The sequence below is a fragment of the Amaricoccus sp. genome, assembly GCF_017993425.1.
Classification (GTDB): domain Bacteria; phylum Pseudomonadota; class Alphaproteobacteria; order Rhodobacterales; family Rhodobacteraceae; genus Amaricoccus.
Genome location: NZ_JAGOMQ010000049.1, coordinates 1 through 24,889, shown reverse-complemented (window position 1 = coordinate 24,889; position 24,889 = coordinate 1). Strand labels below are relative to the sequence as shown.

Genomic DNA, 24,889 nt, shown 5'->3' with positions numbered 1-24,889 from the left:
AGCGCCGCCGCCTCGCCGCCGCTCGTCCACCAGTGCAGCACCTCGACGTCCGCCGCCACGGCCATCCCCGCCGACAGCCCCAGCGCCGCCGCCCCCAGCATCGCGCCCCGTATCGTCCGCATGTCATCTCCTCCGCTGTTTCTTCGCGTTCTTGGACGGCCCGCGCGGGGCCGTCCGCGCAGGTTCTCCAGTTCGCGGGATTCCTCAAGCCCGAAGATCGCGGGAGGTTACTCGACCGCGATGTGGAAGACCTCGCCGATCCACCAGTCGTCGTTCATCCCGGCGAGGTCGGAGCGCTCGGCGCGCGGAAAGACGAGCTGCGCCGGGCCGAGGCCGCCGATGCCGAGCGGCGCGCCGTCGCGGGCGGTTGCGAGCACCGCGGCGCGGTCGACGAGCTCCGCGACCGGCAGCGTCAGCGCGAAGCCGTCGATGGCGTGGAGCGTCACGGTCGCGCCCTCCGCCCCCGCGGCCGCCAGCACGTCGGCGAGCTTCGGGCCGGTGAAGGTGGCGACCGGGCCGCCGCGCGGGAAATCCGCGCGGATGGCGACCTGCGGCAGCGCCGCCAGCGCGGCGGCGTCGAACGCGCGGGCGCGGTCGAAGGCGATCTCGTTGAGGACGAAGAGCCTGTCCGAGGCCGGGTCGAGCGGGCCGCGGTTCGGGCTCGCCACCGCGCCGGAGACGGTGAGCAGCGCCGGCCCCGGCGCGGCGTCGGGCGGCGGCGAGGCGGGGGCGAGGCCGACGGCGATCGCCAGCGCGGCGAGGAGCGCCAGCGCGAGGGCGGCGGCGCGGCGGGCGCCGGTGGTCACGGGGCGCGGCCCTCGTCGGAGCGGTCGCCGGCGGGAAGGGCGTGCTGCGGCTGCGGCTGCGCCGGCGCCGGGGGCCGCGGGTCGCCCTTGAGCCCGCAGGCCAGCAGCGCCAGCGCGAGGCAGAGGGCGAGCCCGGCCCTCACCCCAGCGCCTCCCGCCAGCGGGCGACCTGCGCGCGCACCTGCGCCGGGGCCGTGCCGCCGTAGCTGGCGCGGCTCGCCACCGAGTTGTCGACGCCGAGCACCTCGTAGACCTCGGCGGTGATCCCCGGGTGCGCGGCCTGCATCGTGGCGAGGTCTAGCTCCGGCAGGTCGACGCCCGCGTCCTCCGCCGCCTTCACCAGCGCGCCGGTGACGTGATGGGCGTCGCGGAACGGCAGGCCGAGGCGGCGGACCAGCCAGTCGGCGAGGTCGGTCGCCGTCGAGAAGCCCGACGCGGCGGCGGCGCGCAGCGCCTCGGGGCGCGGCGTCAGGTCGCGGACCATGCCGTCCATGGCGGCCAGCGCCAGCATCAGGCTGTCGGCGGCGTCGAAGACCTGCTCCTTGTCCTCCTGCATGTCCTTGGAATAGGCGAGCGGCAGGCCCTTCATGATGGTGAGGAGCGCGACCAGCGACCCGATTATGCGCCCCGGCTTGGCGCGGATCAGCTCGGCGGCGTCGGGGTTCTTCTTCTGCGGCATGATCGACGAGCCGGTGGAGAAGCGGTCCGACAGCGTCACGAAGCGGAACTGCGCCGTCGACCAGATCACCAGCTCCTCGGCGAGGCGCGAGAGGTGGACGGCGCAGATCGCCGACGCGCTCAGGAACTCCAGCGCGAAGTCGCGGTCGGAGACGGCGTCGATCGAGTTGCCCATCGGCCGGGCGAAGCCCAGCGCCGCGGCCGTCCCGTGGCGGTCGATCGGGAAGGAGGTGCCGGCGAGCGCCGCGGCGCCGAGGGGGCTCTCGTTCATCCGGGCGCGGGCGTCGCGGAAGCGGCCGCGGTCGCGGTCGAGCATCTCGACATAGGCCAGCATGTGGTGGCCGAAAGTCACCGGCTGCGCGACCTGGAGATGGGTGAAGCCCGGCATGACCATCCCGGCCCCCGCCTCGGCCTGCGCGACCAGCGCCCGCATCAGCGCCTCGATCCCGCCGACGGCGGCGTCGGCCTGGGCGCGGACCCAGAGGCGAAAGTCGGTCGCCACCTGGTCGTTGCGCGAGCGGGCGGTGTGGAGCCGGCCCGCGGGCTCGCCGATCAGCGTCTTGAGGCGGGACTCCACGTTCATGTGGATGTCCTCGAGCGCCTTCGAGAACGGGAAGTCGCCGGCCTCGATCTCTGACAAGACCGTGAGAAGGCCTTCCCGGATCGCCTGCGCGTCGCTATCGCTGATGACGCCCGTCGCCGCCAGCATGGCGGCATGGGCGCGGCTCGCCTCGACGTCCTGGGCGGCCAGGCGCTTGTCGAAGTCGATGGAGGCGTTGATCGCCTCCATGACGGCGTCCGGTCCCGCGGCGAAGCGGCCGCCCCACATCGTGTTCGCGTCTCGGCTGTCGTCCATGTCGCCTCGTCCGAAAGGTCTCGCCTTGCCCCGCGCCCTCGCGATCCCGCTCGTCGTCTACACGCTGGCGCTGGGGCTCGCCAGCCCGGCCGCGGCCGATACGACCCGCGATCCGGGCGGCGCGGCCGCGATCGAGGCGCTGCGGGACGGGGACATGCGCAAGCTGGTGGTCCACGCGGCGCCGGTCGAGGCCCCGGACACCCCCTTCGCCGGGCCGGACGGGGCCGAGACGACGCTGGCCGCCTCGAACGGCAAGGTGCGGCTGGTGAACTTCTGGGCCACCTGGTGCGCGCCCTGCCGCGAGGAGATGCCGGCGCTGGCCGCGCTCCGGGCGGGGATGGGGGGCGAGGACTTCGACGTGCTGCTGGTGGCGACGGGCCGCAACGATCCGGCGGCGATCGCGCGCTTCTTCGCGGAGGAGGGGATCGAGGGGATCGCGACCGGCCTCGACCCGAAGGGCGCGCTCGCCCGCGCCGCCGGCGCGCCGGGCCTGCCGGTGACGCTGGTCCTCGACCGCGACGGCCGGGAGGTGGCCCGCCTGATCGGCGGCGCCGACTGGAACGGCGAGAGCGCCCGGGCGATCGTCGGGGCGCTGATCGCGCGCTGAGGGGCACCTTCGCACGCGTGCGAAGGGGTCATGCGATTGATTTATCGTGGTAACCGTCTGGGCGGGCATTTCGGCGCGGGCGCGATGACGCGGGACCGGCGCATCGCCGCGGCCCGGAGGCGGCGCATCGTTGGCAGCGCCGCATCTCACGCGCCGTTCGACCCCCTTCGAGGTTCCGCCGTCCCTGCCCCAACCGCTCCGCGTCGAGCCGGGTGACATGCGCACGTCACCCGGCGGGCGCCGTCGTGGGACGGACCTTGCCGCGGGCGGCCCGCGGCGCGGCGCCGCCTCAGGCGCGGTCCTCGATGTTGCCGTAGAGCAGGCCGGCGCCGGCGCGGAGGCCGCCGACCAGCTCGCGCTCGACGCGCTCCTCGTCGCGGCGGCGGACGTCCTCCATGGCGTCGGCGATGTCCTCGTCGGAGAGGCCGAGCCGGCGCAGCGCCTCCTCGGCGGCGATGCGCGCCGAGCCGAGCGTCTCGCGGATCTGCCAGTCGGCCCCGGCCTTGATCAGCTCCAGCGAATGCTCTCGGTCGAAGGCGCGCACGAGGAGCGGGGTCAGCGGCCACTCCGCCTTGACGATCTCGGTGATCTTGACCGCCGCCTCGCGGTCGTCGACGGCGCAGACGATGATCTCCGCCGCCCCTGCCCCGGCCGCGTGCAGGATGTCGAGCCGCGACCCGTCGCCGTAATAGACCTTGAAGCCGAACTCCGCCGCCGCCTGGATCATCTCGGTGTCGGTCTCGATCGTCGCCATCGAGTATCCGCGCGCCAGCAGCGGCTGGCTCACCACCTGCCCGAAGCGGCCGAAGCCGATGATCAGCACCGAGCCGCTCAGCCCCTCGGCCGCCTCGACCCCCTCCATCGACGGCGCGGCCTCTGGCGCCAGCCGGTCGTGCAGCATCACCATCAGCGGCGTCAGCGCCATCGAGAGGATGATGATCGCGGTCAGGTTGGCGTTCGACTCCGCGTCGATGATCCCGAAGGCGAGCGCGGCGGCGTAGAGCACGAAGGCGAACTCGCCGCCCTGCGCCATCAGCGTCGCCCGCTCCAGCGCCTCGCGCCCCGAGGCGCGGAAGGCGCGCGCCACCGCGTAGATGCCGAGGATCTTCAGCGCCATGAAGGCGACCACTGACACGGCGATCAACCCGGCGTTCCGCGCGATGATCCCGAGGTCGAGCGCCATGCCGACGCCGAGGAAGAAGAGCCCGAGCAGGATGCCGCGGAAGGGCTCCACGTCCGCCTCGAGCTGGTGGCGGAAGGTCGATTCCGACAGCAGCACCCCGGCGAGGAAGGCGCCCATCGCCATGGAGAGCCCGGCCGTCTGCATCAGGAGCGCCGCGCCGAGCACCACGAGGAGCGCCGCCGCCGTCATCACCTCGCGCGCCCCGGTGCGGGCGAGGAAGCGGAAGAGCGGGTCGAGCAGGTAGCGCCCGGCGAGGACCAGCCCGCCGATCGCGGCGAGGCCGACGGCGACGGAGACGAGCCGGGCCGCGACCGTGGTCTCCTCGCCGCCCGGGGCGAGGAAGGCGACGAGCGCCAGCAAGGGCACGATGGCGAGGTCCTCGAGGAGCAGGATCCCGACGATCCGCCGCCCGAACGGCTGGTGGAGCTGCCGGCGCTCCTCCAGCATCTGCATGACGATGGCCGTCGAGGTCAGCACGAAGCCCGCCCCGGCGACGAACGAGGCCGAGGTCGGGTAGCCGAGCGAGATGCCCACGACGGAGAGCAGCGCCATGCAGACGAGCACCTGCGCCAGCCCCAGCCCGAAGATGTCGCCCCGCATCGCCCAGAGCCGCGACGGCTGCATCTCCAGCCCGATGACGAAGAGGAACATGACGACGCCGAGCTCGGCGACGTGGATGATCGTCTGCGGGTCCTCGAAGAAGCCGAGCCCCCAGGGCCCGATGGCGAGGCCGGCGGCGAGGTAGCCGAGCACCGAGCCGAGCCCCAGCCGCTTGAAGAGCGGCACCGCGATCACCGCCGCCGCGAGCAGCACCACGATGGGCACGATGTCGAACCCGTGCGCCGCCGCGGCATGGGCGGCGTCCGCGGCCCCTGTCGCGGCCTCGACGGCGTGCCCGGCCGCCTCCTCGGCCAAGGATCAGACCCCCGAGGTCAGGTTGGCGAGATCGCGCACGACCTGCCGCGGCGCGGTCAGCTCCTTCCACCTCGCCAGCGCCGCGGCGACCGGGGGGAAGGGCTTCCGCTCGATGAACTTGCCGCGGCCGGGGGCCGGGTCGGCGTTGGCGCCGGCCGACCAGATCACCTCGCCGCGGGAGAGGGTGTAGCGGGCGGTGGCGCTGACCTTGACGCCCTCGAAGACGTTGTAGTCGATCGCGGATTTCTGGTGCGCCGCGGTGATGGTCTTGCCGGCCCTGGGGTCCCAGACCACGAGGTCGGCGTCGGCGCCGACGGCGATCGCGCCCTTGCGGGGGTGCATGTTGAGGATCTTCGCGCTGTTCGTCGAGGTGACGGCGACGAACTCCTCCGGGGTCAGCCGGCCGGTCTCGACGCCATAGGTCCAGACGACCGACATGCGGTCCTCGAGGCCGCCGGTGCCGTTCGGGATCCGGGTGAAGTCGCCGATGCCGAACTTCTTCTGCTCGGTCGTGAAGGCGCAGTGGTCCGTCGCCACCACCTGCAGCGAGCCGGCGGCGAGGCCGGCCCAGAGGCCGGCCTGATGCTCCTTGGCGCGGAAGGGCGGCGACATGACGCGGCGGGCGGCGTGGACCCAGTCCTTGTTCTGGTACTCGCTCTCGTCGAGCACGAGGAACTGCGCCAGCGGCTCGCCGTAGACCCGCATCCCCTTCTGGCGGGCGCGGCGGATCGCCTCGTGGGTCTGCTCGCAGGAGACATGCACGATGTAGAGCGGACAGCCGGCGGCGTCGGCGATCATGATGGCGCGGTTCGCCGCCTCGCCCTCCACCTCCGGCGGGCGCGAATAGGGGTGGCCCTCCGGGCCGGTGATCCCCTCGGCGAGCAGCTTCTGCTGGAGGGCCGCCACCACGTCGCCGTTCTCGGCATGGACGAGCGGCAGGGCGCCGAGCGCGGCGCAGCGGCGGAACGACGCGAACATCTCGTCGTCGTTGACCATCAGCGCGCCCTTGTAGGCCATGAAGTGCTTGAAGGTGTTCACCCCGCGCTTCACCACCTCGGCCATCTCGTCGAAGAAGCGCTCGTTCCAGCCGGTGACGCACATGTGCCAGGCGTAGTCGCCGACCGCCTTCGGCGCCGACTTGGCCGCCCATTCCTCCCAGGCCTGGAGCATCGAGCCGTCGGGAGCCGGGATGCAGAAGTCGACCACCGTCGTGGTGCCGCCAGAGGCCGCGGCCACGGTGCCGGTGTAGAAGTCGTCGGTGGAGGACGTGCCCATGAACGGCATCTCCAGATGCACGTGCGGGTCGATGCCGCCGGGCATGACCAGCGCGCCGGAGGCGTCCACCTCCTCGTCGCCACGGAGCCCCGGCCCGATCGCGGCGATCTTCTCGCCCTCGACCAGCACGTCCGCCTCGTAGCTCCCCTCCGCGGTGACCACCGTCCCGCCCCGGATGACCTTGCTCATCGCCCTTCCCCCTCCGCCGCCGCGAGCGCCGCCCGCAGCGCCTCGATCTCGCGGCGCTCCACCGTCAGCCCGGCCTGCAGCCCCTCGGCCACGATACGCATCGCGAAGCCGAGGTCCATCGTCACCGCAGCCGCGCGTGGACCGAGCGCGCAGGTCAGCGCGCCGTCGGCGATCTCGCGTCGGTAGACATGGACATGCGCGAGGTCGGGCGGATCGAAGAACACCAGCACCTCGGCCCCGGCCGGCTCGCCGAAATCGACGGGGCAGCCGGCGAGGCGCACGCTTTCGCGTCCCGCAGCGATCTCCAGCGAGCGAACGCCGGTCACCGGCGCCCTGGGCGGATCAGGCGTCGCGCAGTGCGAGCCGACGCTCGATATGGGCGACCCGTTCGTCCAGCCGATCCAGCCGGTTGGAAAGGCTCGCGTATTGCGACTCCAGCATGCCGAGCCGGCCCTTGATCTCGCGCAGGTCGTCGCTGTGCCGATCCTGCGTCGCCCGGATGGCGCGCAGGTGCTCCAGAACGAGGCTTTCCACGGGCGGGCCATCCTGCTGCGTCATGGTCACAACATAGGCGCAAACGCGTCACGCCACAATTCCCGCCGTCTCCAGCACGGCGTGGAACAACACGTTCGCCCCCTTCTCCGCCCAGTCCGGGGTGATCTCCTCGGCCTCGTTGTGGCTGAGGCCGTCGACGCAGGGGCACATCACCATCGTCGCCGGCGCGACCTTCGCCGCCCAGCAGGCGTCGTGGCCGGCGCCGGAGATGATGTCGCGGTGCGTATACCCCAGCCGCTCCGCGGCGCCGCGGACGCGGGCGACCAGCTCGGGCGCGAAGGTGACCGGGTCGAAATGCCCCACCGCCTCCACCGCGCAGCCGACCCCCAGCCGCTCGCAGATCGCCGCCGCCTCGCGCTCGATCCGCGCGCGCATCCCGTCGAGCTTCGCCTGGTCGGGCGAGCGGATGTCGACGGTGAACACCGCCTTGCCCGGCAGCACGTTGCGCGAGTTCGGGTGGAAGCGCACCTGCCCCACCCCGCCCACGGCGTCCGGCTGCGCCTCCATCGCGACCGCCTGCACCATCTCCATGATCCGCGCCATGGCGAGGCCGGCGTTGACCCGCAGCCGCATCGGCGTCGAGCCGGTATGCGCCTCCTTGCCGGTCAGGGTGAATTCCAGCCACCACAGGCCCTGGCAATGCGTCACCACGCCGATCTCGCGCCCCTCGGCCTCGAGGATCGGGCCCTGCTCGATGTGGAGCTCGAAATAGGCGTGCATCTTGCGCGCGCCGACCGGCTCCTCGCCCTTCCAGCCGATCCGCTCCAGCTCGTCGCCGAAGCGCTTCCCCTCAGGATCCATCCGCCCATAGGCGTAGTCGAGGTCGATCACCCCCGCGAAGACGCCGCTCGCCAGCATCGCCGGCGCGAAGCGGGCGCCCTCCTCGTTGGTCCAGTTCACCACCACGATCGGGCGCCGGGTGCGCAGGCCGAGGTCGTTCATCGAGCGCACCGCCTCCAGCGCGCCGAGGACGCCGAGCACCCCGTCGTAGCGCCCGCCGGTCGGCTGGGTGTCGAGATGGCTGCCGACATAGACGGGGAGCGCGTCCGGATCCTCGCCCGCCCGCGTCGCGAACATCGTGCCCATCGCGTCGACGCCCATCGTCATCCCGGCCGCGTCGCACCAGCGGGCGAACAGCGCCCTTCCCTCGGCGTCGGCGTCGGTCAGCGTCTGGCGGTTGTTGCCGCCGGCCACGCCGGGGCCGATCTCCGCCATCGCCTGGATCGAGTCCCAGAGCCGGGCGCCGTCGATCTTGAGGTTGTCGCTGGGGGCGGGCATCGCCGGCTCCTTCGGGCTGCCTTGGGGACCGTGCCTTGTGTAGGTCGCGCCGCCCGGGCTTCGCAAGCAGGCGATTTTTCCGCGCGGCGGCGATACTCTGAGGCGGGAATCGGCGCTGCGGGCGCCGGCAGAGGGAGGGTGGCTACATGAAGAACAAGGGATTGCTGACCGTCGCGGGCGCATTGGTGCTGTTCCTGCTCGGGCTCGTCATCGGGCTCGCGGCCGGGGGGCCGAGCGTCGACGACATCGCCGCGGCGGTGGACAAGCGCCTCGACGAGGTGGCGGCGGCGCAGAACGACCGCCTCGCCGCCGTCGAGGCCGGGATGGACGGGCTGAAATCCGACCTCGCCGGCCGGCTCGACGGGCTCGGCTCCGGCGTCGAGGCCGGCAAGGCCGCCGTCGCCGGCATCGGCGACACCGTGCAGGGCCTCGGCCAGTCGATCGCGGCCGCGGTCGAGGCCGCCTCGACGAGCCAGCTCGCCGCGCTCGAGAGCGGGCTCGCCGGCCTGCGCGGGCGGATCAGCGCGCCCGAGCCCGCCGCCGCCAGCGGGTCCGAGGGCGCGGCGCCCGCCGCCGCCTCGGCCCCGGTCGAGGGCGGCTTCGCGCCCGGCGAGACCGCGGTGCTCTCCGACGGCGCGGTGCGGGTCTTCGTCTCGCGCATCGACGAGGGCGCCGGGACGGCCGCCGTGCGGGTCAACGGCGCGGACATGACGCTCGCGGTCGGCGCGCCTCAGACGCTCGCGACCGAGGGCGGCGACTGCAAGCTCAGCCTCGACGCGGTCGGCGGCGGCAAGGCGGGCGTCTCCGCCGCCTGCGGCGACGCGCTGCCGGCTCCGGAGGGCGTCGCCCCGGGCGAGACGGTGGCGCTCGCCGAGGGGCTCCGGGTCTTCGTCTCCGGCGTCACCGACACGGGCGCCCGCATCGCGGTCAACGGCGTGGGCACCCGGACGGTCGGCGTCGGCGAATCGATCGAGGCGAAGGTCGGCGAGCAGACCTGCCAGGTCAGCGTCACCGCCGTCGACCGCGGCCGCGTCGCCCTAGGCTACACCTGCGGGTAAAGCTCGGGGGCGGACGGCGCCGTCGCGGCGCCCTCCGCCCTTGCCGGGTGAGATTGCGACGCGCCGGGCGGTCAGTGGTTCGTATCAGTCCGAGACGAGACCGAAGTGCCTGGCCGTCCTCGAGATCGAAGCGCAATGCGCCGTGAGCGAGCTGCGGCTCATCTCCTGAAGGCTGAACGCCTGTCCCTGCGTCATCACGGAGAGCGTCGAGGCGAAGCTCATGTCATCGGCAGGCACGGTCCTTTCGATCAACGCCTGTATTGCGGCTTGATCGTAGGTCATGCCGCATGCCTCCTCGCTCGCAAGGATCATCCCTAGATCGTTCGCGAAGCTCATGCTTTCCATCTCGCTCCACGCGTAGGCCATCGAACAAGACAGCACGCCGGTGAGGAACGCGGCACCGCGCAGCATCAATTCAACCGTTTCAGCACTTCGCCCAGCGTGCCGATCAACTCGTCGATCTGGGCCTCGGTGATGATCAGCGGCGGCGACAGCGCGATGATGTCGCCGGTGGTGCGGATCAGCAGGCCCCTGTCGTAGCAGTCGAGGAAGGCCTGGAAGGCGCGGCGCGTCGGCTCGCCGGCGATCGGCTCGAGCTCGATGCCGGCGATCAGACCCTCGTTGCGCACGTCGATCACGTGGGGCAGGCCGCGCAGCGAATGCACCGCCTCCTGCCAGTAGGGCGCAAGCTCCGCCGCGCGCTCGAAGAGCCCCTCCTCGCGGTAGGTGTCGAGGGTGGCGAGGCCCGCGGCGGCCGCGATCGGGTTCCCCGAATAGGTGTAGCCGTGGAAGAGCTCGATCATGTGCTCCGGCCCCGACATGAAGGCGTCGTGGATCTCCGCCGTCACCAGCACGCCGCCCATCGGGATCACCCCGTTGGTCACGCCCTTGGCGATCGTGATCATGTCCGGCGTCACCCCGTACCTCTCGGAGGCGAAGGCGGCGCCGGTGCGGCCGAAGCCGGTGATCACCTCGTCGAAGATCAGCAGGATCCCGTGCTTCCTGGTGATCGCCCGCAGCCGCTCCAGGTAGCCCTTCGGCGGGATCAGCACGCCGGTCGAGCCGGCGACGGGCTCGACGATCACCGCGGCGATCGTGCTCGCGTCGTGGAGCGTGACGATCCGCTCCAGCTCGTCGGCGAGGTCGGCCCCGTGCTCGGGCTGGCCCTTCGAGAAGGCGTTCCGGGACGGCAGGTGGGTGTGCGGCAGGTGGTCGACGCCGGTCAGCAACGAGCCGAAGAACTTGCGGTTCGACACGATCCCGCCGACCGAGATGCCGCCGAAGTTGACGCCGTGATAGCCGCGCTCGCGGCCGATCAGCCGGGTGCGCGTGCCCTGCCCGATCGCCCGCTGGTAGGCGATGGCGATCTTCAGCGCCGATTCCACCGCCTCCGAGCCGGAGTTGGAGAAGAAGGCGTGCGCCATCCCCTCCGGCGCGATGTCCACCAGCCGGTTGGCGAGCTCGAAGGCCTTCGGGTGGCCCATCTGGAACGCCGGCGCATAGTCGAGCTCCTCGACCTGCTCCTGGATCGCCTTGACGATGCGCGGCCGCCTGTGGCCGGCGTTGCAGCACCAGAGCCCGGCGGTGCCGTCGAGCACCCGGCGCCCGTCCGAGGTGACGTAGTGCATCCCGTCCGCGGCGACGAACATCCGCGGCGCCTTCTTGAACTGCCGGTTCGCGGTGAACGGCATCCAGAAGGCGCGCAGGTCGTTCGGCGCCACGGAGGACGCGGCCGTGGATGCGGAGGCTGGACGCTCTGACATGGGATCCCCTCGGGTCCCTCCGGGAGCGTTTCCCGCTCGACCCCTCGGGACGTCTCGTGCTTAACTTGACCAGTCGGTCAAAAGCGGACGCTAGCACCGGGCGGGCGGGCGTCAAGCGCATTCGAGGAGCCGAGACGCCAGTGAGCCGCGCCGCCTCCCGCCGCACCCCGACCCGCATCCAGAGCGCGCGGACCGAGGCGATCCTCGACGCGGCGCTCGACGTCTTCTCCGCCCGCGGCTTCCGCGGCGCGACGCTCGACCAGGTCGCCGAGGCGGCGGGGCTCTCCAAGCCCAACCTCCTCTACTACTTCGCCTCCAAGGACGACGTGCACCGCGCGCTGCTGGAGCGCCAGCTCGACGCCTGGCTGGAGCCGCTGCGCCGCATCGACCCGGACGGCGACCCGGCGACCGAGATCCGCGCCTACGTCCGCCGCAAGCTCGAGATGGCCCGCGACTTCCCGCGCGAGAGCCGCCTCTTCGCCAGCGAGGTCCTGCACGGCGCGCCGCACGTCGCCGACGTCCTCGCCGGCCCGCTGCGCGCGCTCGTCGACGAGAAGGCCGCGGCGCTGCGGGCCTGGGCGGCCGAGGGGCGCATCGCGCCGGTCGATCCCCACCACCTCATCTTCGCAATCTGGGCGACGACCCAGCACTACGCCGACTTCGACGTCCAGGTCCGCGCCGTCCTCGGCGCCGACGACCCCGCCCGCTTCGACGCCGCGGACGCCTTCCTCGAGCGGCTGTTCTCGCAGGCGCTGCGCCCCTGACCCCCCGGGGTCAGGCGGACGGCGCGGCCGCCGCGTCGCCCGGGGCCGGCGCGGCGGCGACCGGCGCCGCGGCGCGGGCATAGGGCTGCAACAGCACGCCCTTCGCCCGCAGCCGGTCGAGGATGTCGAAGTTGATGTCCGACTTCGCCGTCAGCGAGAAGTTCACGTCGCGCAGCCAGCAGCGCACCTCGAAGAGCAGGCTGTCCGGCCCGACCTCCATCAGGAGCACCCGCGGCGAGGGCGTGCTCAGCACCAGCGGATGCTCCTCCGCCACGGCAAGCAGCAGCCCCTCGACCATCCGCGGGTCGGTCTCCAGCGCCACCTGAACCTGGATGGCGATCCGCCCGGTCATCCCCGAATGCGTCCGGTTCAGCACCGTCCCCGCCACGAGGTCGCTGTTCGGCAGGATCACGCTCGCCCGGTCGAAGGTCTCGATCTCCGTCGAGCGCACCGAGATGTTGCGCACGTAGCCGGAGAAGCCCCCCACCTCGATCCAGTCGCCCTCCTTGATCGGCCGCTCCACCAGCAGGATGATCCCCGAGACGAAGTTCGACACGATGTTCTGCAACCCGAAGCCGATGCCGACCGAGAGCGCGCCGGCGACCACCGCGAGGCTCGTCAGGTTGATCCCGGTCGACGAGATCGCCGCGAAGGTGGCGAGGATGAAGCCGATGTACTTCACCCCCGCGAGCACGGCGTTCCGCCCGCCCGCGTCCATGCGGGTCCGCGGCAGCACGGTGCTGCGCAGGATCGACTGCAGGAGCTTGGCGACGCCGTAGATCACCCCGAAGACCACCGCGAAGGTCAGGATGGTCCCGAGCGAGATCCGCATCCCCCCGAGCGACACGCCGTCGCGGAGCGCGTACCAGACGCTGGAGACGTCCGACCAGCGCGCGCCCCAGATCAGCGTCAGCGGCGCGATCGCGGCGAGGATCACCAGCGCCCCGACCATGACGGGGACGAGCCCCTCGGCCGGCCCGCCGATGTCGGCCGCGGCGGCGGCGACGCGGCCCTCGCCCCGCCCCTCCGAGCGCCGCTCGCGCCGGCGGCCCAGCGCCAGGAACACCGTGGTCAGCAGGTCGAAGACGACATAGCTCGCGCCGGCGAGCCCGAGCGTCAGGATGGTGGCGAAGCTCAGGTACGAGGCCGCGGCGAGGTAGCCGGCGGCGGCGAGGACCGGCGAGGCGACGGCGACGACCATCGTCCCCCGCTCGGCGATCTCCAGCGCCCCGAGCGTCAGCGGCCCGACGGCGGCGCCCGTCCGCCCCTCCCGGCCCTTCGCCAGGCTGCGCCGCACCTTGCCGAGGAGCTGCGAGGCGCGCGCCAGCAGGATGCCGCCGGCGACGAAGGCGGGGAAGGCGAGCGTCGCGGTCTGCGCCGCGTTGAGGTCCCAGGTGAAGATGTTGAGGCGGATGAAGAGCTGCGCGGCGAGCACGATGCCGAGCGCCATCGTCGCCTGCGCGCCGCGCGAGGCGTTGCCGTCGTCGAGCGGCACCAGCCGATAGGCCGGCAGGTTCGGCGCGAACAGGCTGTTGGCGAGCCAGCTCGCCCCGATCAGCGCGAGGATGAAGGCGGGCAGGTAGAAGAGCCGCGGCTCGTGCGTCGGGTCGAGCACCTTGTCCGGGTCGAGCGCGGCGAAGAGCAGCCCCGCCCCCACCGCCGGCACGATCAGCCGGCTGAAGTTGCGCAGCGCGACGAGGAGCGCGATGCCGCCCGGGCTGCTCGCGCTGGCGAGCCCGCCCTCCGCCGCGCGCACCAGCCGGCGCTGCAACCCGAAGGTCAGCGCCACGCCGAGCGCCGCGAGCAGCAAATCGACCGGCACCCTCTTCACGCGGTCGCCGCGCGCCGCCGGGTCATGGACCAGCGCCGCCAACCCGCCGACGAACTGCCCCACGCGCTCGACCAGCACCTGCGCCGTCGAGTACCAGTTGGCCGGCATGAGCGGCGACGGCCCCCGCCCGCGCAGCTCGGCGGTGAAGCGGGCGCGCACGATGGCGTCGATCTGGGCGATCAGCCCGTCGGCGGTGCGCTGGAAGTCCTGCGCCTCCAGCACCGGCACCTGCGCCGTGGCGAGTTCCTCGGCCACCTGCTTGCGCCGCGCCGAAATCTCCGGCGCCTCCGTCGCGCCCTCCGCCGGCGCCGGCCCGAGCGCATCGGCGCGCGCCTGCGCCTCGGAGAGCTTTCCCTGCGCCGCCTTCTCGAACTCGAGCGCACTGCTTCGCAGGCGCATCAGGTCGTCGCGGGCGGCTTCCAGCTGCTCGGTCGCGGCGTCCTCGTCGGCGGTCAGCTTCTGGACGGTCCCGACCGTCGCCTTCCACTCGGCCGGCACGCCCTCGCCCGGGGCCTGCGCCGCGCCCGACCCGGCCAGCGCGACGGCGAGGACGAGCGTGAGGACGAGGAGGCGAATCAGCGCGCCCACGCCCGCGCCCCCTCCCGCGCCCGTCCCCGGGCTACGGGACCGTGACATCGGGCAGGGCGCGCGCTGCCGCCGCGTCCATCCAGGGCGGCGTCGGCAGGCCGCGCTCGCGGAGGAACGGCGGGTTGAAGATGCGCGACTGGTAGCGCATCCCGTAGTCGCAGAGCACGGTCGTCACCACGTGCCCGGGCCCGAGGTCGCGCGCCATGCGGATGGCGCCGGCGACGTTGATCCCGGTCGAGAGGCCCATGCACAGGCCCTCGTCCTCGACGAGGTCGTAGACGACCGGCAGCCCCTCGGAATCGGGGATGTTGTAGGGCATGTCGACGACCAGCCCCTCGAGGTTGGCGGTGATCCGGCCCTGCCCGATTCCCTCCGAGATCGAGGAGCCCTCCGCCTTCAGCTCGCCATGGGCGTACCAGTTGTAGAGCGAGGCCCCGTCGGGGTCGGCGAGCCCGATCTTGATGTCGGGGTTGTGCGCCCGGAGCCCCTCGGCGACGCCGGCGAGCGTGCCGCCGGAGCCGACGGCGCAGATGAACCCGTCGACGCGGCCGCCGGTCTGCTCCCAGATCTCCGGGGCCGTGGTCTCGACATGCGCCTGCCGGTTCGCGACGTTGTCGAACTGGTTGGCCCAGACCGCGCCGTTCGGCTCGCTGGCGGCCAGCGCCTCGGCGAGGCGGCCCGAATACTTCACGTAGTTGTTCGGGTCGCGATACGGGACCGCCGGCACCTCGACGAGCTCGGCGCCGAGCATCCGCAGCGCGTCCTTCTTCTCCTGGCTCTGCGTCTCGGGAATGACGATCACGCAGCGGAAGCCCATCGCCGCCCCGACGACGGCGAGCCCGATGCCGGTGTTGCCCGCCGTGCCTTCGACGATCACGCCCCCCGGGCGCAGCGCGCCGCGCGCCACGGCGTCGCGGATCATGAAGAGCGCGGCGCGGTCCTTGACCGACTGGCCGGGGTTCATGAACTCGGCCTTGCCGAGGATCTCGCAGCCGGTCAGCTCGGACGCCTTGCGGAGCCTCAGGAGCGGCGTTCCGCCGACGAGCGCTGGCAGGGATGACGCGATCCCCATGGTTTCCTCCGGTCCGCTGCGACGAGCGAAGACCTAGCCCCTCCGCCGCCGGCCATCAACCCGGGCCCGCCCGGCGCGGCGCGACCCGCCGGCGGCGCGCCGCGCAGGCGGCGGGCGGCGGCGTCGGGGGAACGGCGCACACCGCACGACGCCCGCCTGCCCGGCTGGACCCCGGGGCGCGCGCGCCGACCGACCGACCGACCGACCGACCGAAGCGGGCTTGCCCGCGAGATCACGGCGCGACAAGCGAAAGCAAGGCTTTCGCCGCGCCGACGGCTGGAGCGCGGTTGCGCGCGGAAGCCGTGGGGGGTCCAGATTTCCCCGTCGCGCGCCATCCGTCCGTGATCGCCCCGGCGAGCGCGGAATCGCGCTCGCCCCCCGCAGGGGCGATCGCGGACGGATTTGCCGCGGGTCAAATCCGTCTGCCGTCACCGTCGCGACCTGCTTCCGGCCCGCTTCCCCTCCACCGTCGTGCAGCGTCGGGAACGGAGGCCGTTCCACACCTCCACTGACGAGAAATCAATGGGTTAGCGAATATTCACGCGTGAACAGCCCCACGCGATCGTCACGGCGCCGCCCCTTCCGCGGCGGGGCGCAGCTCGCGGAAGGCGAGCAGCGCCTCGATCGTCTCGTCGAGGCGGACGGCGGCGCGGCGCCAGTCGTCGCCCAGGCGGGAGCGGTCGGGCGCGGGCGGGGCGGAGGGCGGCATGACCGCGTCGGGCTCGGTCAGCCGCACGAGATAGGCGAGCCGCGCCGGCAGCCCCGGCGGCTGAGGCCCGCCCCGCGCCATGGCGCTCGCCAGCGCCGTCGAGAACAGCAGCGCCGAGGCGTAGAGCCGGGCGGCGCGGCGGTCGTAGCGGTCGGCGACCGGCCGGATCCGCCGCTTGCCGAGCCGCCCGCGCAGCGACCACCGCGCCGTCGAGCGGGCGAGGTCGATCGCGCCCACCACCGAGGCGAGGCCGAGATGCGCCGAGGAGAAGGTCTCGACCGCCGCCTGCGCCCCCTTGGCGTCCCCCGCCTCGACCGCCTTCGCAGCCTGCCGCAGCCCGACGCGCAGCCGGCCGAGCAGGTCCGCCCCGGCGACGTTCAGCGCCCGGATCGGGTCGGGCGTCAGCAGGACCTGGCTGAACAGCATCCCCACCGCGGTGCCGGCCGCGACGTCGAGCATCCGCACCACCCCGGCCGATTCCGAGCCGAGCGCCAGCACCAGCACCGCCGAGACGCCCGACTGGATCGGCACCACCGGCAGCATCCCGTAGGTCGAGGCGATCAGGATGGCGAAGAACGCCGCCGCGCTGACCCGCAGCAGCGGATAGGTGGCCGGCACGTAGAGCGCCAGCTCGCCCACGACGATGCCGGTCGCCACCCCGGCCATCAGCCCGATCGCCTGCTTCCCGTGGTTCGGCAGCCCCGGCGCCAGGCAGACGATGGCGGAGACCGCGGCGAAGACCGGATGCGGATGCCCGAACGCCCAGCTGGCGAGGACCCAGGCGAGGGCGCCGGCCACCGCCGACTTGGCCGCGTCGCGCCATGCGGCCTCGGCGCGGTCCCTCACCCGCAACAGGCGGTCGGCGAGCATCGGCATGGGGCTGGCTCTCCCTCGGAACGGCGGCGACCCTGCGCGACGCCGCCCGCCTCCGCAAGCCTCGGCGCACGGGCGTCAGCGCATGGCCCTCAGCGCATGGTCTGCAGCAGCGCGGCGGTGGCGAAGCCGTCGGGCGTCATGCCCCGGGCCTGCTGGTAGGCGCGGATCGCCGAGATGGTGTTCGGCCCGATCACCCCGTCCCGCGCCCCGGTGTCGTAGCCCTTCGCGGTCAGCCGCTCCTGCATCTCGATCTTCTCGGTGCGGCTCAGCTCCCGCTCCTGCCGCGGCCACGCCCCCTGGATCGTCGGCCCGCCGGCGATCCGCGTCGCGAGGTGCCCCACGCCCATCGCGTAGGAGGTGGCGTTGTTGTATTTCTTGATGACGTAGAAGTTGTCGTAGATCGCGAAGGCCGGCCCCTTCGCCCCCGCCGGCGCGAGGATCGCCGCCGGCGCGTAGTCCGGCACCGGCGATCCGTCGATCCGCGTCACCCCGCGCGCCCGCCAGTCCTTGACGGGCCGCCGCTGCGCCTGATCCGCCAGCGCATAGTCGAAGCCCGCCGGCAGCCGCACCTCGACGCCCCAGGGCTGGCCATGCACCCATCCCGACTGGTGGAGGTAATGCGCCGCCGACGCCAGCGCGTCGGTCGGGTCCGCCGACCAGATGTCCCGCCGCCCGTCGCCGGTGAAGTCGACCGCATAGGTGACGTAGGAGGTCGGCATGAACTGCGTATGCCCCATCGCCCCCGCCCAGGAGCCGACGAGTTGCGACGGCGCCGCCTGCCCGGCGTCGACGATCTTCAGCGCCGCGATCAGCTGCTCCTCGGCGAAGTCCCGGCGCCGCCCCTCGTAGGCGAGCGTCGCGAGGCTGCGGATCACCGGCATCGAGCCCCGATACGTCCCGTAGCTCGATTCCATGCCCCAGATGGCGACGAAGGCCTCCTTGTCGACGCCGTATTTCGCCTCGATCGCGTCGAGCGTGCCGCCGTACTGCGCCACCTTGGCGCGCCCGGTGGCGACGCGGTCGGCCGAGACGGCGCCGTCGAGGTATTCCCAGATCGGCTTGGTGAACTCGGACTGCGCTCCGTCGAGCCGGACGACCGCCGGATCCTCGGTGACCCCGGCGAGCGCCCGGTCGACGGTCGCGGGATCGACGCCCGCGGCGATCGCCCGCGGCCGGAACTGCGCCTTCCACTCCGCGAAGCTCGCCGGCTTCGGCAGCGTGTTGGCGGCGCGCGAGACCTCGGGCGCGCCGCCGCCCGGCGGGTTCGCGCTCACCCCGCAGCCGCCCGCGATGCCGGCCGCGAGAAACGCGCAGATGGCGATGCGTGCCATGAGATGCCTGCTCCTCCTGCTCGCCCCGTTTTTCGGCGAGGATACCGCGGGACTGCAGGAACGGGAAGGGCCGGTCAGCGCGTCGGGACCGGCTCGCCGCTGCGGTAGTCGTAGAAGCCGCGGTTGGTCTTGCGGCCGAGCCAGCCGGCCTCGACGTACTTCACCAGCAGCGGACAGGGCCGGTACTTGGTGTCGGCGAGCCCCTCGTGCAGCACGTTCATGATGGCGAGGCAGGTGTCGAGCCCGATGAAGTCGGCGAGCTGGAGCGGCCCCATCGGGTGGTTGGCGCCGAGACGCAGCGCCATGTCGATCGACGAGACGGTGCCGACCCCCTCGTAGAGCGTGTAGACCGCCTCGTTGATCATCGGGATCAGGATGCGGTTGACGATGAAGGCCGGGAAGTCCTCCGACGCCGAGGCGGTCTTGCCGATCTTCGCCACCACGCCGACCATGGTCTGGTAGGTCGCCTCGTCGGTGGCGATGCCGCGGATCAGCTCGACGAGCTGCATCACCGGCACCGGGTTCATGAAGTGGAAGCCCATGAACCGCTCGGGCCGGTCGCTCGCCGCCGCGAGCCGGGTGATCGAGATCGAGGAGGTGTTCGAGGTCAGGATCGTGTGCGGCGCGAGGTGCGGGGTCAGCGCAGCGAAGATCTGGTGCTTCAGGGCTTCGCGCTCGGTGGCGGCCTCGACGATGAGGTCGCACGGGCCGAGACGGGTCAGCTCGCGCTCGGTGACGATGCGCGCCAGCGCGGCGTCGCGCTCCCCGGCCGAGACCTTGCCGCGCGAGACCTGCCGGTCGATGTTGCCGCGGATCACCTCGGGCGCCGCCGCGAGCGCGCTCTCGGAGACGTCGTTGAGCAGGACGTCGTAGCCCGCCAGCGCAAAGACATGGGCGATGCCGTTGCCCATCTGCCCGGCGCCGATCACGCCAACGCTCTTGATTTCCATGGAGCTTTCGCGCCTCGCCGCCCTCGGTTTCCGGCGGCAGGATAAGGTGGGCGCACCGGCCGGCGCAACCGGTATTCGGCGCGCCGCCGGAAGCCCCGCGGCTCCGGCCTTGCGCCCGGGGCCAGCCGGGCGCAGAAGCGGGGCGAGGAGAACCCGCGAGGCCGAGATGCCGGACCAGACCGAGGATGCGCCGCCGCTCTATCTCGCGAGCGTCCCGGTGTTCCTCGCCATCCTCGACCGGATCGAGGCGTCGATGCGCCGCGCCGAGGCGGCTCTCGGCCCCGCCTTCCCCGCCGCCCTGGAGCGCCGGCCCTCGGACCGCATGTTCCCGGCCGCGCAGCAGGCGGCGAGCTCGGTGCAGTTCATGCTGCGCACCGCCTTCCCGCTCGCCGGGCTGCGCCCGCCGGAGATCCGCGGCGGGCTCGACGGGCCGGGGCTCCTCGCCCGCATCGACGAGGCGCGGCGCCTCCTCGCCGGGCTCGACCCTGCCGACTTCGCCGGGGCCGAGGGCCGCATCGCCCGCGGGCAGGCCGGCTTCGCCCCCGTGGAGCTGCCGGGCGCGGCCTTCCTCTTCGAGTTCGGGCTGCCCAACGTCTACTTCCACCACGCGATGGCGCATGTGGCGCTGAAGCAGGCGGGCGCGCCGCTCGGCAAGGCCGACTACGACGGCCGCCACGACTACCCGCCCGGATTCTCCCTCGGCTGAGAGGGCTGGACGCACCGCGGCCGGCCCGCCTAGTCTCGGGCGAGGAACAGCCGGGAGCATCGGGCGATGTGCGACGCATGCGTGATCGAGCAGGTGAAGGCGCAGGCGCTGAGCCGCCGGGCGCTCTTCCGCGGCGCCGGGGCGGCGGGAATCGCCGCGGCGGCGGCCGGCGTCGCCGGCGCGCCCGCCCGCGCCCAGTCGGCGCCCTCGGTCACCGACCTCACCCATGAGCTGACCGAGGACTTCCCGACGTTCTTCGGCGCGCAGCAGTTCTTCATGGACAAGAAGTTCGACGCCGCGAAGGACGGCTTCAACCTCTACGAGCTGCGGGTCAGCGAGCACACCGGCACCCACATGGACGCCCCGCTGCACTTCTCCGCCGACGGGCTCTCGGTCGCCGAGATCCCGGTGGCGAACCTCGTCACGCCGCTTTGCGTGATCGACATCCGGGCCAAGGCCGACGCCGACCCCGATGCGCAGGTGACGCCCGACGACATCGCCGCCTGGGTCGCCGCGAACGGCCCGATCCCGGACAACGCCTGCGTGGCGATGCTGTCGGGCTGGCAGTCGCGCCTCGGCTCGGACGGCTTCCGCAACGCCGACGCCGGGGGCGTGATGCATTTCCCCGGCTTCCACATCGAGGCGACCGAGAAGCTCCTCGAGGAGACGTCCGCCGCCGGCATCGCCGTCGACACGCTCTCGCTCGACTTCGGGGCCTCGCCGGACTTCGCCACCCACCGCGCCTGGCTGCCGGCGGGACGCTGGGGGATCGAGGCGATCGCCAACCTCGACCGCGTGCCCGTCGCCGGCGCCACCCTCGTCGTCGGCGCGCCGAAGCATCGCGGCGGCACCGGCGGCCCGGCGCGCATCCTCGCGCTCGGCTGAGGCGCGCCGCGGATGGCGACGGTCCCGCTCCTCTCCGACGACGTCGCGAGCCCCGAGGCGCGCGCCGTCTTCGACGACATCCGGGCCACGCGCGGCACGGACTACGTCAACAACTTCTGGCGGGCGCTTGCCGCCGATCCGGTCCAGCTCGCCGAGGTCTGGGGTGCGGTCAAGGCGACCATGGGCCCCGGCGCGCTCGACCCGCTGACCAAGGAGCTCGTCTACGTCGCGGTCTCGACCGCCAACGGCTGCGCCTACTGCATCCACTCCCACACCGCCGCCGCGCGCGCCAAGGGCATGACCGAGGCGCAGCACGCCGAGCTCCTGCGCGTCATCGCGCTGGCCGCGCGCACCAACGCGCTCGCCACCGTGCTGCAGACGCCGGTGGACGCCGCCTTCGACGCTGGCCGCCCGGAGCAGGGATCATGACCGACTACGCCATCGTCGTCCCGAAGCCCGGCGGCCCGGAGACGATGGAGCGGCGCACGATCGAGACGCCGGTCCCCGGCCCGGGCGAGGCGCTGGTGCGCCAGACCGCGGTCGGGCTCAACTTCATCGACGTCTACCACCGCAGCGGCCTCTACGCTTGGCCGGTCGAGCGCGACCTCGTCCCCGGCTCCGAGGGCGCCGGCGTCGTCGAGGCGGTCGGCCCGGGCGTGACCGGCGTGCAACCCGGCGACCGCGTCGCCTACACCCGCCCGCTCGGCGCCTATGCGAGCGCCCGCGTCATCGCCGCCGACCGGCTGGTGCGCCACCCCGACGCCATTCCCGACGAGGTGGCCGCGACGGTGATGCTCAAGGGGCTGACCGCGCAGTACCTCATCCACTCCACCTTCCGCGTCGAGCCCGGCATGACCGTGCTGGTGCAGGCGGCCGCCGGCGGCGTCGGCCTGATCCTCGGGCAATGGCTCGCCGCGAAGGGCGCGACGGCGATCGGCACGGCCGGCGGGGCGGAGAAGGTCGCGCTGGCGCAGGCGCACGGCTACGCCCACGTGATCGACTACCGCGCCGGCGACTTCGCCGCCGAGGTCCGCCGGCTGACCGACGGCCGCGGCGTCCATGTCGTCTACGACGGCGTCGGCCGCGACACCTGGCGCGGCTCGCTCGCCTCGCTGCGCCAGCGCGGGATGTTCGTGAGCTTCGGGCAGTCCTCCGGCCTGATCGAGGGCTTCAGCCTCGGCGACCTCGCCGCCGGCGGCTCGCTCGCAGCTTGCCGGCCGACGCTCTTCAACTACATCGCCGACCGGGCCGAGCTCGAGGCCCGGGCCGCCGACCTCTTCGCCATGCTGGAGAGCGGCGCGATTCGCGCCGAGGTGCGCCAGCGTTTCGCGCTCGACGATGCTGCGGCTGCACACGAGGCGCTCTCCGGTCGCCGGACGACTGGCGCGACCGTGCTCATCCCGTAGCCATTGCGCAACATTATCAGGCCGCCATCGCGCCGGGCGCCGCGCATCGCGGCGCCCGCGCACGCTCCGGCCCGCCGTCGGGCGACGGACGCCTAATGATCGTGCATTCGCATCTGCGAACAACCCTAGATAGAAATGCGGTTGAGAATAGGGCGTTTACACTCTATTAGCGTCCCTGCGCCACCTTCGCTGCGGGAAGCCGGAGACGCAAAAAGTGAGCCGAAGCCTCGTCGCCTGTCTGGCCTTGTCGATACTCTCGGCGATCGGCGCTTCCAGCGCCTGCCTCGCCTCGGGGGGCGGCGTCGCCGCCGCGATCGGCCTCTACGTCGTCACCGGGTCCGCCACGACGCTCCTGTCAGCGAGCCTCGTCGCGGCCCTGCGCGGCCTCGCGCCCGCACAACCGCAGCCGGTCCGCGCCGAGGCCCGGGTCTACGCCTGACCCGCGGCGCCCCGCGGGCGACGTCCCTCACAGCACGTAGCGGCTGAGATCGGCGGAGCGGGCCAGCGCGCCGAGATGCGTCTCGACGTAGGCCGCGTCGATCGTCACGCTCTGCCCGCCCTTGTCCGGCGCGGCGAAGCTCAGCTCCTCGAAGACCCGCTCGAGCACGGTGTAGAGCCGCCGCGCGCCGATGTTCTCCACCGACCCGTTCACCTCCGCCGCGATCCGCGCCAGCGCCGCCACGCCGTCGTCGCTGAACGCCACCTCGACCTTCTCCGTCGCCATCAGCGCCGTGTATTGCCGGGTCAGCGCATTGTCGGTCTCGGTCAGGATGCGCACGAAGTCCGCCTCGGTCAGCGCCCGCAGCTCGACCCGGATCGGCAGGCGGCCCTGCAGCTCCGGCAGCAGGTCCGAGGGCTTGGCGATGTGGAAGGCGCCGCTCGCGATGAAGAGGATGTGGTCGGTCTTGACCGGCCCGTGCTTGGTCGAGACCGTGGTGCCCTCGATCAGCGGCAACAGGTCGCGCTGAACCCCCTCGCGGCTGACGTCGGCGCCCCGCGTCTCGGCCCGCGCGGCGACCTTGTCGATCTCGTCGATGAAGACGATGCCGTTCTGCTCGACGGCGTCCACCGCCGCCCGCGTCACGGCCTCCTGGTCTAGGAGCTTGTCGGCCTCCTCGGCGATCAGGAGGTCATAGGACTGCGCCACCGACAGCCGCCGCCGCACCTTCCGCCCGCCGAAGGCCTTGCCGAAGATGTCGCCGAGGTTGATCGCGCCCATCCCCATCCCGGGCTGGCCGGGGACGTCCATCATCGGGAAGGGGCTCGACGTGTCCGCGACCTCGAGCTCGATCTCCTTGTCGTCGAGCGAGCCGTCGCGCAGCTTGCGGCGGAACATGTCGCGGGTCTGGTCGCGCGCCCCGTCGCCGGCCAGCGCATCGATCACCCGCTCCTCCGCGGCGCTGTGCGCCCGCGCCTTGACCTTCTCGCGCATCTCCTCGCGCGTCATCACGATCGCCGCGTCGACGAGGTCGCGCACGATCTGCTCCACGTCACGGCCGACATAGCCCACCTCGGTGAACTTCGTCGCCTCGACCTTCAGGAACGGCGCCCGGGCGAGCTTCGCCAGCCGCCGCGAGATCTCGGTCTTGCCGACGCCGGTCGGGCCGATCATCAGGATGTTCTTCGGATAGACCTCGTCGCGCAGGTCGTCCGGCAGCTGCTTCCGCCGCCAGCGGTTGCGCATGGCGACGGCGACGGCGCGCTTGGCGTCGGCCTGCCCGACGATGAAGCGGTCGAGCTCGGAGACGATCTCGCGCGGGGTCAGCTCGGTCATTCTTCTCTCCCGGTCAGCCGCCCGCCTGCCAGGCCTTCACGGCCTCGCTCGGCGCGAGCAGCATGAGGATGTTGAGGGTCAGGTTGTCGCGGATGGCGATCGCGGCGACCAGCTCCAGCGCCACCACCACCGCGACGCTCGCCCGCCACGGCAGCCGCGAGGCAATCAGGAAGCCGAGCGCCATGAACAGCGTGTCCGAGACGGAGTTGAGCACGCTGTCGCCGGAATAATGCAGCGAGATCGTCGTCTCGCGGTAGCGGTCGATGACGAAGTCGGTGTTCTCGAACAGCTCCCATGCCGCCTCGATGGCCACCGCGATCGCCAGCCGCGGCGCGAACCCGACGCTCCGCGGCAGCACGAGCCACAGCGCCCCGAAGAACAGGAAGCCGTGGACGACATGGCTGAGCGTGTACCAGTCGGCGAGATGCTGGCTGTTGTCGCTCGTCCCGGCGGCGCCCCAGAGCTTCACCACGCCGCAGGTGCAGATCCAGGGCTGCCCCATCAGCCGCAGCGCCAGCGCCTGCCCGACGACCAGCGCCGCGGCGACCAGCAGCCAGCGCCCCCCGCTGCCTGTCGTCAGGCGCAACGGAGGGCCGCGCCCGGCGCGCGGGTGGGTGGGCGGGGCGCGCCGGGCGCGGCCCGGTCAGGCTGCATCGAGCGCCTCGACCGTCAGGTTGCCGTTGGTGTAGACGCAGATCTCCGCCGCGATCGCCAGCGCCTTGCGCGCGATCGCCTGGGCGTCGAGGTCCTGGTCCATCAGCGCCCGCGCCGCCGCCAGCGCATAATTCCCGCCCGAGCCGATCGCCGCGACGTCGTGCTCCGGCTCCAGCACGT

At 72.7% G+C, this 24,889-nt stretch carries 25 protein-coding genes and 1 pseudogene; 8 read left to right on the top strand and 18 right to left on the bottom strand.

Annotated elements, in window-relative coordinates:
• Positions 1–227 precede the first annotated feature (227 nt).
• From KBB57_RS17570 to argH, 3 genes are read right to left on the bottom strand one after another with little or no spacing between them, the layout of a single operon-like run.
• On the bottom strand, positions 228–806 hold the full coding sequence (locus KBB57_RS17570; RefSeq protein WP_290753020.1) for a molybdopterin-dependent oxidoreductase: 579 nt from the start codon (positions 804–806) through the stop codon (positions 228–230).
• Complete coding sequence (locus KBB57_RS17565) at positions 803–949, bottom strand: hypothetical protein (RefSeq protein ID WP_290753018.1); 147 nt, start codon at positions 947–949, stop codon at positions 803–805. The genes KBB57_RS17570 and KBB57_RS17565 overlap by 4 nt, the downstream gene beginning before the upstream one ends.
• A complete protein-coding gene (argH, locus tag KBB57_RS17560; RefSeq protein ID WP_290753016.1) occupies positions 946–2,340 on the bottom strand; it encodes an argininosuccinate lyase in 1,395 nt (464 codons plus the stop codon). Before argH ends, KBB57_RS17565 begins: the two co-directional genes overlap by 4 nt.
• A 25-nt stretch (positions 2,341–2,365) precedes the next feature.
• Between argH and KBB57_RS17555 the strand changes: the two genes are divergently transcribed.
• Positions 2,366–2,947 carry a TlpA disulfide reductase family protein gene (locus tag KBB57_RS17555; RefSeq protein WP_290753015.1) on the top strand — a complete coding sequence of 194 codons (582 nt, stop codon included), beginning with the start codon at positions 2,366–2,368 and terminating at the stop codon, positions 2,945–2,947.
• 289 nt (positions 2,948–3,236) lie between these two features.
• Here the strand turns inward: KBB57_RS17555 and KBB57_RS17550 are convergent, their stop codons facing one another.
• From KBB57_RS17550 to KBB57_RS17530, 5 genes are all read right to left on the bottom strand, one after another.
• Positions 3,237–5,045, bottom strand: a complete 1,809-nt coding sequence (locus KBB57_RS17550; protein WP_290753013.1) for a monovalent cation:proton antiporter-2 (CPA2) family protein — start codon at positions 5,043–5,045, stop codon at positions 3,237–3,239.
• Positions 5,046–5,048: 3 nt separating this feature from the next.
• Entirely contained in the window at positions 5,049–6,509 is a 1,461-nt protein-coding gene (hydA, locus tag KBB57_RS17545; RefSeq protein ID WP_290753010.1) for a dihydropyrimidinase, read from the bottom strand.
• Positions 6,506–6,790, bottom strand: a complete 285-nt coding sequence (locus tag KBB57_RS17540) for a hypothetical protein (protein WP_290753007.1) — start codon at positions 6,788–6,790, stop codon at positions 6,506–6,508. Before KBB57_RS17540 ends, hydA begins: the two co-directional genes overlap by 4 nt.
• A gap of 61 nt (positions 6,791–6,851) precedes the next feature.
• On the bottom strand, positions 6,852–7,043 hold the full coding sequence (locus KBB57_RS17535) for a hypothetical protein (protein ID WP_290753004.1): 192 nt from the start codon (positions 7,041–7,043) through the stop codon (positions 6,852–6,854).
• Between the two features lie 48 nt (positions 7,044–7,091).
• A complete protein-coding gene (locus tag KBB57_RS17530) occupies positions 7,092–8,342 on the bottom strand; it encodes a Zn-dependent hydrolase (protein ID WP_290753003.1) in 1,251 nt (416 codons plus the stop codon).
• A gap of 146 nt (positions 8,343–8,488) precedes the next feature.
• On the opposite strand from KBB57_RS17530, the gene KBB57_RS17525 reads away from it, so the two are divergent.
• The gene (locus KBB57_RS17525) at positions 8,489–9,400 is read left to right on the top strand and encodes a hypothetical protein (RefSeq protein ID WP_290753002.1); all 912 of its coding nucleotides are present in this window, start codon (positions 8,489–8,491) and stop codon (positions 9,398–9,400) included.
• 84 nt (positions 9,401–9,484) lie between these two features.
• Here KBB57_RS17525 and KBB57_RS17520 read toward each other — a convergent pair whose 3' ends face one another.
• Together KBB57_RS17520 and KBB57_RS17515 are read right to left on the bottom strand one after the other, a co-directional pair.
• Positions 9,485–9,811 carry a hypothetical protein gene (locus tag KBB57_RS17520; protein WP_290753001.1) on the bottom strand — a complete coding sequence of 109 codons (327 nt, stop codon included), beginning with the start codon at positions 9,809–9,811 and terminating at the stop codon, positions 9,485–9,487.
• The gene (locus tag KBB57_RS17515; protein WP_290753000.1) at positions 9,811–11,163 is read right to left on the bottom strand and encodes an aspartate aminotransferase family protein; all 1,353 of its coding nucleotides are present in this window, start codon (positions 11,161–11,163) and stop codon (positions 9,811–9,813) included. Before KBB57_RS17515 ends, KBB57_RS17520 begins: the two co-directional genes overlap by 1 nt.
• 140 nt (positions 11,164–11,303) lie before the next feature.
• Between KBB57_RS17515 and KBB57_RS17510 the strand changes: the two genes are divergently transcribed.
• Entirely contained in the window at positions 11,304–11,927 is a 624-nt protein-coding gene (locus tag KBB57_RS17510; RefSeq protein WP_290752999.1) for a TetR family transcriptional regulator C-terminal domain-containing protein, read from the top strand.
• 10 nt (positions 11,928–11,937) lie between these two features.
• Here the strand turns inward: KBB57_RS17510 and KBB57_RS17505 are convergent, their stop codons facing one another.
• The 5 genes from KBB57_RS17505 to KBB57_RS17485 all read right to left on the bottom strand — a co-directional run bounded on the left by KBB57_RS17505 (position 11,938) and on the right by KBB57_RS17485 (position 19,284).
• On the bottom strand, positions 11,938–14,346 hold the full coding sequence (locus KBB57_RS17505) for a DUF3772 domain-containing protein (RefSeq protein ID WP_290752996.1): 2,409 nt from the start codon (positions 14,344–14,346) through the stop codon (positions 11,938–11,940).
• 31 nt (positions 14,347–14,377) lie between these two features.
• Positions 14,378–15,418: a cysteine synthase A gene (locus KBB57_RS17500; RefSeq protein ID WP_290752994.1), complete on the bottom strand. Its 1,041-nt coding sequence runs from the start codon at positions 15,416–15,418 to the stop codon at positions 14,378–14,380.
• A 565-nt stretch (positions 15,419–15,983) separates the two neighbouring features.
• Positions 15,984–17,003 (bottom strand): aromatic acid exporter family protein, encoded by a 1,020-nt coding sequence (locus KBB57_RS17495; protein ID WP_290752992.1) that lies wholly within the window; start codon positions 17,001–17,003, stop codon positions 15,984–15,986.
• Positions 17,004–17,092: 89 nt separating this feature from the next.
• Positions 17,093–18,334: a lytic murein transglycosylase gene (locus KBB57_RS17490; RefSeq protein ID WP_290752990.1), complete on the bottom strand. Its 1,242-nt coding sequence runs from the start codon at positions 18,332–18,334 to the stop codon at positions 17,093–17,095.
• Between the two features lie 74 nt (positions 18,335–18,408).
• Entirely contained in the window at positions 18,409–19,284 is an 876-nt protein-coding gene (locus KBB57_RS17485) for a 3-hydroxybutyryl-CoA dehydrogenase (protein ID WP_290752988.1), read from the bottom strand.
• A 166-nt stretch (positions 19,285–19,450) separates the two neighbouring features.
• On the opposite strand from KBB57_RS17485, the gene KBB57_RS17480 reads away from it, so the two are divergent.
• The 5 genes from KBB57_RS17480 to KBB57_RS17460 all read left to right on the top strand — a co-directional run bounded on the left by KBB57_RS17480 (position 19,451) and on the right by KBB57_RS17460 (position 22,720).
• Entirely contained in the window at positions 19,451–19,990 is a 540-nt protein-coding gene (locus KBB57_RS17480; protein WP_290752985.1) for a DUF1993 family protein, read from the top strand.
• Between the two features lie 66 nt (positions 19,991–20,056).
• Positions 20,057–20,875, top strand: coding sequence for a cyclase family protein (locus KBB57_RS17475; RefSeq protein ID WP_290752982.1), 819 nt, complete (start codon positions 20,057–20,059; stop codon positions 20,873–20,875).
• Between the two features lie 12 nt (positions 20,876–20,887).
• Positions 20,888–21,304: a carboxymuconolactone decarboxylase family protein gene (locus tag KBB57_RS17470; protein WP_290752979.1), complete on the top strand. Its 417-nt coding sequence runs from the start codon at positions 20,888–20,890 to the stop codon at positions 21,302–21,304.
• Positions 21,301–22,281 (top strand): quinone oxidoreductase, encoded by a 981-nt coding sequence (locus tag KBB57_RS17465; RefSeq protein WP_290752976.1) that lies wholly within the window; start codon positions 21,301–21,303, stop codon positions 22,279–22,281. The genes KBB57_RS17470 and KBB57_RS17465 overlap by 4 nt, the downstream gene beginning before the upstream one ends.
• Before the next feature lie 214 nt (positions 22,282–22,495).
• Entirely contained in the window at positions 22,496–22,720 is a 225-nt protein-coding gene (locus tag KBB57_RS17460) for a hypothetical protein (protein WP_290752974.1), read from the top strand.
• A gap of 27 nt (positions 22,721–22,747) precedes the next feature.
• On the opposite strand, the gene hslU is transcribed toward KBB57_RS17460, so the two are convergent.
• The 3 genes and pseudogenes from hslU to KBB57_RS17445 form a co-directional block, all read right to left on the bottom strand.
• The gene (gene hslU, locus KBB57_RS17455) at positions 22,748–24,055 is read right to left on the bottom strand and encodes an ATP-dependent protease ATPase subunit HslU (protein WP_290752971.1); all 1,308 of its coding nucleotides are present in this window, start codon (positions 24,053–24,055) and stop codon (positions 22,748–22,750) included.
• Positions 24,056–24,068: 13 nt separating this feature from the next.
• Positions 24,069–24,641, bottom strand: coding sequence for a DUF2585 family protein (locus KBB57_RS17450; RefSeq protein ID WP_367272717.1), 573 nt, complete (start codon positions 24,639–24,641; stop codon positions 24,069–24,071).
• A 57-nt stretch (positions 24,642–24,698) separates the two neighbouring features.
• Positions 24,699–24,889 (bottom strand): annotated as a pseudogene (locus KBB57_RS17445) (HslU--HslV peptidase proteolytic subunit); the annotation flags it as partial.